The organism is Rhodomicrobium sp. Az07, assembly GCF_018619475.1.
Lineage (GTDB): Bacteria > Pseudomonadota > Alphaproteobacteria > Rhizobiales > Rhodomicrobiaceae > Rhodomicrobium.
Genome location: NZ_JAHFZG010000018.1, coordinates 59,786 through 67,962 on the forward strand (window position 1 = coordinate 59,786; position 8,177 = coordinate 67,962).

Annotated in this window: 7 protein-coding genes; 5 read left to right on the top strand and 2 right to left on the bottom strand. The window is 62.3% G+C overall.

Annotated elements, in window-relative coordinates; translation table 11 throughout:
• Positions 1 to 63 precede the first annotated feature (63 nt).
• Positions 64 to 1,782 carry an HAD family hydrolase gene (locus tag KKP04_RS13060; RefSeq protein ID WP_215032158.1) on the top strand — a complete coding sequence of 573 codons (1,719 nt, stop codon included), beginning with the start codon at positions 64 to 66 and terminating at the stop codon, positions 1,780 to 1,782.
• 42 nt (positions 1,783 to 1,824) lie between these two features.
• Here the strand turns inward: KKP04_RS13060 and KKP04_RS13065 are convergent, their stop codons facing one another.
• Complete coding sequence (locus KKP04_RS13065; protein ID WP_215032161.1) at positions 1,825 to 2,520, bottom strand: glutathione S-transferase family protein; 696 nt, start codon at positions 2,518 to 2,520, stop codon at positions 1,825 to 1,827.
• Positions 2,521 to 2,628: 108 nt separating this feature from the next.
• On the opposite strand from KKP04_RS13065, the gene KKP04_RS13070 reads away from it, so the two are divergent.
• The 3 genes from KKP04_RS13070 to KKP04_RS13080 all read left to right on the top strand — a co-directional run bounded on the left by KKP04_RS13070 (position 2,629) and on the right by KKP04_RS13080 (position 5,688).
• The gene (locus tag KKP04_RS13070) at positions 2,629 to 3,234 is read left to right on the top strand and encodes a TetR/AcrR family transcriptional regulator (RefSeq protein ID WP_215032164.1); all 606 of its coding nucleotides are present in this window, start codon (positions 2,629 to 2,631) and stop codon (positions 3,232 to 3,234) included.
• Positions 3,231 to 3,929: a glutathione S-transferase N-terminal domain-containing protein gene (locus KKP04_RS13075; RefSeq protein WP_215032167.1), complete on the top strand. Its 699-nt coding sequence runs from the start codon at positions 3,231 to 3,233 to the stop codon at positions 3,927 to 3,929. The genes KKP04_RS13070 and KKP04_RS13075 overlap by 4 nt, the downstream gene beginning before the upstream one ends.
• A 208-nt stretch (positions 3,930 to 4,137) precedes the next feature.
• Positions 4,138 to 5,688, top strand: coding sequence for a glucan biosynthesis protein (locus KKP04_RS13080; protein WP_215032170.1), 1,551 nt, complete (start codon positions 4,138 to 4,140; stop codon positions 5,686 to 5,688).
• A gap of 10 nt (positions 5,689 to 5,698) precedes the next feature.
• Here KKP04_RS13080 and KKP04_RS13085 read toward each other — a convergent pair whose 3' ends face one another.
• Complete coding sequence (locus KKP04_RS13085) at positions 5,699 to 6,145, bottom strand: DUF1810 domain-containing protein (protein WP_215032173.1); 447 nt, start codon at positions 6,143 to 6,145, stop codon at positions 5,699 to 5,701.
• 133 nt (positions 6,146 to 6,278) lie between these two features.
• Here KKP04_RS13085 and KKP04_RS13090 point away from each other — a divergent pair, with 133 nt between their 5' ends.
• Positions 6,279 to 7,340: an energy transducer TonB gene (locus KKP04_RS13090; RefSeq protein WP_215032176.1), complete on the top strand. Its 1,062-nt coding sequence runs from the start codon at positions 6,279 to 6,281 to the stop codon at positions 7,338 to 7,340.
• Positions 7,341 to 8,177: the final 837 nt, after the last annotated feature.

Sequence of the window (8,177 nt, forward strand, 5' to 3'; positions counted from 1 at the left end):
CGGAACGTAACCTTCGCCCGGCCGGTTTTCCTTCTGTGACACGGATTGTCGTTGGAGGACTTTGTGTATTTTCTCGCCCTTGCCGCCGATTTCGACGGCACCATCGCCAGAAACGGCTTTGTGGACGATGCGACTTCCGAAGCCCTGAAAAGCCTCAAGGAGAGCGGCCGTCGGCTCATCCTCGTAACGGGCCGCCAACTCGGCGAACTCGCGGATACCTTTCTCGGATATGGCGTGTTCGATCGCATCGTCGCCGAGAACGGCGCGGTGGTTCACGACCCGACCGCGAAACAGACGACGCTTGTCTGCCAGTCGCCGTTGCCCGGTTTCGTCGCGGCGCTGAAAGCGCGCCATATCGAGCCGCTGTCAATCGGCGATTGCATCGTGGCGACGTGGGAGCCGAACGAAAAAGCCGTACTCGAAATCATTCGCGAGCAGGGGCTCGGCCTTCAGATCAGTTTCAACAAGGGGGCGGTGATGGTGCTCCCGTCGGGGGTGAACAAGGCGACGGGGCTCAAGCGCGCGCTCGACGATCTCGAACTGTCGCCGCACAATGTCGTGGCGGTCGGAGACGCCGAGAACGATTTCCCGTTCCTTCGCATGTGCGGATGCGCGGTTGCGGTCGCGAATGCGCTGCCGAGCGTCAAGGAGGCTGCCGATGTCGTGCTCGACAAGCCGCGCGGCGACGGTGTGCGCAATCTCGTTGACCGGATATGCCGGGATGATGCGGCAATCGCGCCGGGCACGAAGCGCGCGATTCGCGTCGGACAGGATCGCGATGGCCGCGCTTTCACTATCGATCCCGAAGAAGGCTGCGCGCTGGTCGCCGGGAGTTCCGGCATCGGCAAGTCGACACTGGCAACGGCTTTGACGGAGCGCATGCAAGAGGCGGAGTTTCAGTTTTGCGTCTTCGACCCCGAAGGCGATTACGACGATCTCGATCACGCCGTATCGGTGGGCGGGATCAAAGAGCCGCCGAACCGCGCGCAACTGCTGAAGCTTTTGCACAAGGTGGACGCAAATGTCGTCGTGAATACGCAGGCGATTTCGGTGGAGGATCGGCCGCCGTTCTTCGCGAAGCTTTTTCCGCATTTTTCGTCGCTGCGCGCCGAGACCGGGCGTCCGCACTGGCTCCTTATCGACGAGGCGCATCACCTCTTGCCGCAGCGCCGCGAAGGACTCGAGCGCGTGCTGCCGAACGATTTGCGCGCGGCGATCCTCATCACCGTTCATCCCGAGGCCGTGGCGGTCGAGGTTCTCGACAGCGTGAAAACCGTGTTCGCGTTGGGCGAAGGTGCCGCGGATGTGATTTCATGCTTCAGCCGGGCAATCGGCGCGGCGCCGCCCGCGAGTTTTCCGGCGTTCGACCCCGAAGAGGAGGTGCTCGCCTATTCGGTGCGCGACGGTCGCGTAACGCCGGTCATTCCGGATCGCCCGAAGCATATGCAGAAGCGCCACAGCCGCAAATATGCGGAAGGCCAACTAGGCGAGGATCGGAGCTTCTGGTTTCGCGGGCCGGACAATGCCCTCAATCTGCGCGCGCAGAATCTGACGATCTTTCTACAAATGGCCGATGGCGTGGACGACCGCACTTGGGAGTTTCATCGGCGCGCCGGTCATTATTCCGAGTGGTTCCGAACCGCGATCAAGGACAAGGGGCTCGCCGATGAAGCGGCAGGCATCGAGCAGGACGCGAGTTTCGATCCGAGGGAAAGCCGCAGCGGCATCCGCGAGGCCGTTCTCGCGCGCTACACCGCGCCTGTGAAATCCGATGAGCATTAGGTCAAGGCAAGCGGCTGCTATAGCCGCTCGCCTTCGCCATCTTTACACGCCCGCGCTGTCCCGCCCGAGATGCCTGAACATGTGACGGCGTGCCGCGTCGTCGGTCTCGGTCGTGAAGGTGAAGCCGTCCTTCAGCGCGAGCGCGCGTTGGGCGGCGGGGCGCTTCTCGATCTCGTCGCAATGGCGCTTGAGATAGGGAAACTTCGCCCACGCGCCTTCGCCCAGCACGCGTTCGAGGTTCCGCGACCAGCCCCACACGGCCATGTCCACGATGGTGTAGGCGTAGCTCACCATGTGGCGGCGGTTCTTCAACCGGTCGTCGAGAATGCGGAAATGCCGCTCCGCCTCGAAGAAATAGCGCTTCTCCGCATAGGGCACCTTTTCCGTCGCGTAATGCCGGAAGTGGGTCGCTTGGCCGCTGAAAGGCCCGACGCCGGTGCCGACGAACTCCAGCCATGACAGCATCTCGCCGCGCGCCGCCCAGGTGTTGTTCGGCGGCAGGAACTTGCCTGTCTTGTCCGCGAGATAAAGCAGGATCGCGGTCGAATCGAACACCGCGTGTCCGCCGTCCACGATCACAGGCACCTTGCCGTTCGGGTTCAGCGCGAGAAAGTCCGGCTCAAACTGCTGCCCGAGCCGCACGTCCACGGGGATGGCCTCGAAGGGAAGCACGGCTTCCTCCAGGAAAAGCGCCACCTTCATCGGGTTCGGCGTGGGGTTGAAATAGAACTTCAGCATCGGGCTCTCCTTGCGTGACGCGTTTTCTGCACGGAAGGTGGTTGCATGCGGCGCGCACAGCAATATATTTTAGATCGAACGCTCTAATTCAATGGTAAACGAACCCGCATGAGCCGTCCGCGTGCATTCGATGAGGACAAGGCGCTTGAAGCGGCCGCCGCCTGCTTCTGGGCGAACGGCTTCGCTGCGACGTCGGTGCGCGATCTCGCGGGCGCGATGGGCATCACGGGCGCGAGCCTCTACAACGCCTACGGCGACAAGCGCGGTGTGTTCGAAGCCGCGCTCTACCATTTCTGGAATGCGGGGCCGCGCGCCCGCATGGCCGCCATCGAGGCCAGGACGACCGGGCTTGGCGCCATCGAGGCATTCTTCGCCGCCGGGATCGAGCGCGCCACCGCCGACAGCGAGCGCAAGGGCTGCCTGATCGTCAATTCCGCGCTCGATGTCGCGCCTCACGATCCGGGCCTTGCCAATGTGATCGCGGGCTATCTGATGGAAATCAAAAGTTTTTTCGTGTGGCACATCGAAACCGCCATCGAACGCGGCGAGTGTCGCGCGTCCATCGATCCTCAGACGCACGCGGCGAACCTGCTCGCGGTGCATATGGGGCTTCGCGCGTTGTTCCGCTGTTACCCGGAGCGCGCGTTTCTCGAAGCGGCCGTAGCGCCCGCGCTCGCCGCGCTCCGCAACCAATCTGACAAGGAGGTCGCATGATCGAGCTTTATTATTGGCCGACGCCGAACGGCCACAAGATTACTCTGTTTCTCGAAGAAACGGGGCTTCCGTATGAAATAAAACCGGTAAACATCGGCGCCGGCGATCAGTTCAAGCCGGAATTTCTGGCGTTCTCGCCTAACAACCGCATGCCCGCGATCATCGACCGCGAGCCGAAGGATGGCGGCGCGCCGGTTACGGTCTTCGAGTCGGGCGCGATCCTGCTTTATCTCGCAGAGAAGACCGGGCAATTCCTGCCCGCCGATTTGCGCGGACGCTTCGACGCGCTGCAATGGCTGTTCTGGCAAATGGGCGGACTTGGGCCGATGGCCGGGCAGAACCATCATTTCGTGCAATACGCGCCGGAGCGCATCCCCTACGCCATGGATCGCTATGTGAAGGAGACGAACCGGCTTTACGGCGTGCTCGACAGGCGGCTCGCCGACCGCGAGTTCGTCGCGGGCGACTATTCCATCGCCGACATGGCGAGCTATCCGTGGATCGTGCCGCACAAGAAGCAACAGCAAAACCTCGACGATTTCCCGCACCTGAAGCGCTGGTTCGATGCCATCAGGGCGCGGCCCGCCACGGAACGCGCCTATGAGAAGGGCGCGGCGATCAGCAGCACGTCCGTGATGACGGAGGAGGGGAAGAAAATCCTCTTCGGTCAGACGGCGGGCAACGTGAAGCGGTAAGCGAGCCGGCCACCGCAACGGGGGCGAAGACAGCGCTGCCGCCGAGTCCCGATCTTTTCAGGCGATGACGGCCCGCGCGGTTGATAAGTTCGCGATTGCCGCAATCTACGCGCAAGGCCGCCACGCCACGGTCAAAATCGCGGCGGGTCTTTCTCCCCGCATGAGAAATACGCATTCTGCAAACAAGGCTACCATGCGGGAGAACGGGATGATCGATCGTCGGGCTTTTTTGATGGGAACGGCTGCCGCGGCGCTCGCCTCGAAGGCTTTCGCGGCCGAGGGCGCGGCGATCTTGTCCGGGCCGAAAATTCCCTTCTCGTTCGTGAAACTCATCGCCGATGCGAAGGCGCTGTCCGAAAAGCCGTTCGAGAAGCCGCAGGTGAAGGACCGCGATACGCTTGAGCGGCTCGATTTCGACGAGCATCAGCAGATTCGCTTCCGCTCCGATTCCGCGATATGGGTGAAGGGCGACGGCCCCTATCCCATCGAGCTGTTCCACCCCGGCAAATGGTTCAAGGAACCGGTGCGCATCTTTGTTGTGGACGGGGCGAGCGCGCGCGAAGTGAAGTACAGCCCCGACCTCTTTTCTTATGGCACCAGCGAATTCGCCAAGGCGCTACCGGCGGATACGGGCTTTGCGGGGTTCCGCGTTATGACCGCGCCGGGCGTGCCGGACTGGCTCGCGTTTCTCGGCGCCTCCTATTTCCGCAGCCCCGCCGAGACGGGGCAATACGGCCTTTCCGCGCGCGGCCTCGCCATCGACACCGCGCTCAACCGGCCCGAGGAGTTCCCGCGCTTCACGCAGTTCTGGCTTGAGAAACCGGCGGACGGGCGGAAGGCCGTGATCGTGAATGCGCTGCTCGATTCGCCGAGCGTTACGGGTGCCTATCGCTTCGACGTGGAGCATCCCGACCGCACGGTTATGGACATTCGCGCGCATCTTTTCCCGCGCACGGATATAGAGCGCGTCGGCATCGCGCCGCTCACCAGCATGTATTGGTACGGCAAGCCGAACCGGAAGGTGGCGATCGACTGGCGGCCGGAAATCCACGACAGCGACGGCCTCAGCATCTGGTCGGGCGGCAACGAACGCATCTGGCGGCCCATCAACAACCCGCGCTCGATCCAGACGAGTTCGTTCTACGATACCAACCCGAAGGGGTTCGGCCTCCTCCAGCGCGAGCGCAACTATTCGCAGTATGAGGACGACGGCGCATTCTACAACAAGCGCCCTGACGTGTGGGTGGAGCCGCAAGGCGACTGGGGCGAAGGCGCGGTGCAGCTCGTCGAGATCCCGACCGACGACGAAATCCACGACAACATCGTCGCATACTGGACCCCGAAGGAGCCGTTCAAGCGCGGGCAGCATCGCGAGGTGCGCTACAAGCTCTACTGGAGCCTCGAAGAACCGTTCCCGTCGCCGCTCGCGAAGGTGGTGGCGACGCGCATCGGGGCGGGAGGGATTCCGGGGCGGCCGCGTCCGCGCGGCCTCGTGAAATATGTCATCGACTTCGAGGGCGGCAAGCTTTCGGAGCTTAGGCGGCGCGGCGACATCGATGTCGTCATCACGGTCCCGACTGGCCGCGTCGAGCGCGAGGCGGTTTATCCCGTGGTCGATAGCGAGCGCTGGCGGGTGATGTTCGACTACACCGCCGCGTCCGAAACGCCGGTCGACATCCGCGTTTACCTCAAAAAGGGCGATGACGCGCTGAGCGAAACATGGCTGTTCCAGCACCTCGCTTCGCTCGCGACATTATAGGTGGCGGTCGTCAGGACCTGAGCCTCTTGAGAAGCCGGAGCGTGGCGGCGTCCGGCTCGCCCCCGCAAAGTCCCTCGATGGCTTCGGCGAAGATCGGCTCGCCGGAGCCTGCCGCCTTCGCGAACAATGTCACCGACGAGTGGAATTTCATATCGTCGGGCGCGGGAAAGATCGCGCTTACGGGTTTGCCTGCGTCGAGGACGAGCCGCGTGCATTCGACAAGGCGCGGCCCGAGAACGCCATCGGACAGATAGGCACGCGCCTCGTCCAGCGATGCGATCCCGTAGCGCCAGGCCGTCGGACTGCGCCCGAGACCGCGCAGTTGCGGAAAAATGTACCACATCCAGTGTGTGAGCTTCAGGCCGTGCCGCAACTCCGCCACCGCGCGGGCGTAGGAGTGCTCCTGTGCGTCGACGAATCGCCGCAAATCGAAAGCTACGGGGCTTTTTCTTGTCATGAACTCCGCCATGGCCGCTCTTCCGCCGGACGTATTTGAGCGCGCGAGCGGGTTGTCCTCAATCGATTTTGCACGGGCAAGAGAAAACTGTTCAACTTTGCCGCGAAGCAGATAGATTTCGCGAGTGTCGTCCTTGGCCAACATCGCTCACAACCTTCGCATTCCGGAAGCCGACTCCGGACATGCCGCGCCAACGGGTCGCGGCTGGGGCGGCTTTTCTCTCGTGGCCGAACGCGCGACGCTGGCGGCCGCTCGCGCGGGTGCGGTGTCTTCGCCGCTTTTCGCGCGCACGCCGATCCCATCCGGAGCGTTGCCGCGCGCTTGCGACCTTGTCCCCGAACGGAGCGCGCTTCCGCCGCTCCAAGGTTCGCGGCGGGCGATCGTCGCGACAATCGTTGCCGCGCTGGCGCTTCACCTTCTTGTGATCGCTCCCCTGATTCCGCTGTCGGCTCCTACTCCCGATGACGACGCGACCCATCGTATCGGCATGGAGACCGGCGAGCCGTTGAATGTTTCCGTGATCTCCGTGGACGATCTGAAGCGCCTCAGCTCCGATCCGCTCAAGCAGCAGGGCAGCGCCGCGCCCGAGCCCGCGCCTCCGGCGCCGCCGCAGCCTGAAGTGCAGGCGGAGCCGACGCCGCCAGAGCCCGCGAAGGATGCGCAGCAGTCGCCTCAGCAGCAAGAGCAGAAGCCAGAGCCTGTTCCGCAAGAGCAAAAAACCGCATCGGCATCGCCTCTGGAGTCCAAATCCGACGAAAAGGAACGGCCGTTCGATCCTGAGAGTTACGCCGTCGCCGCGACGAAGCGTTTCTCCCAACAGCTCGATCAGGCGTTTCAGAAGCCGCAGCAGCGCAATGCGCGTCGCCAGGCCACGCGTGCGGGTAATGTGAAGGCGTTTCGGCCTGGCGCGTCGTCGAGCGGCAAATCGAACGAGTTCGAACGCGCAGTGATCTGGGCGTTGGCGGCGACGAAGCCCATGGGCAATGGCAAATGGGGCAGTGTCGTCGTCACCTTCGCCGTGGGCGAGAGGGGGCGCGTTGACGGTCTGCGCCTGATGAAAAGCAGCGGCGACAATTGGCTCGACCAGGGCGCGCTGATGGCCGTCCGGCAGGCGAGATTACCGGCGCCGCCGTCCGGTTTACCCCCCGGCGACCGCACTTTCGTGGTAGAGTATATTTCGATGCCGGGATTATAGCCGTTAAGCTTTCGCGAGACTGACCGCGCTCCGGCGTTTTCCGTTTTCCCACGAATTCCACAACAGCACGTTTTAGGCGTTGACAGTGGATTGCTCTGTGGCTAGAAAGCGGCCTCCAGCGATTGACCAAGTCATTGAGAAATCGTAGGAAGCGTTCCGAAATCAAGGATACAATGATCGGTCCCCGGATTGATCGGCGGCTCGGCTTCGGGTTTCGAGCCGGCGCAGAATTTCAGGAATGACCTTCTTGACAACGCTGGCAGGCTTGATTAAATAATACTCCCCCAGCAGCACACCGGTCATTCGGTGTCGCCGGGTCAAGGCTTCCTAAGCAGGGTATGGGCACAGTCCAGCCGAAAGGTTGGCGGCAATTTCTATGCCTGGGGAGAGTTTGGCGCGTTTCCGTCGGGTTGTTTTTTGAGAAGAAAGCGCTTGACGGGGTTAGCTGGCGGGGTTAGGTAGCGTTCTCTGCGGTTTTGAGGTATTCGAGGCTGCGGTTACTTCGGGGTTACTTTGAATTCTGGGTTAGTCTTCTTGGATTGGCTCTGGTTTGATTTTCCTGAAGGGGCTGAGGATCGGGGTTCGAGAAAAAAGATCTTGACAACGATTTGAGGTTTGGTTATAAAGGTTGCTCTGAGGTATTGCCGGGATGGCGAGGCTGAACGGGTTTCCACCCTGGTTGAGGGTTTGATTGGTCTGAGAGGATCGATTGCTTTCGCGGGGTTTGAGATTTGGGCTTATGGCCTTTGACCGGGACTTATGTTTCGGGTTCTTTGACAAGTTGGACATTAGAGGAAAGAGAAACGTGGACGGCGGAACTCTGGCGCTCTGGCGGTA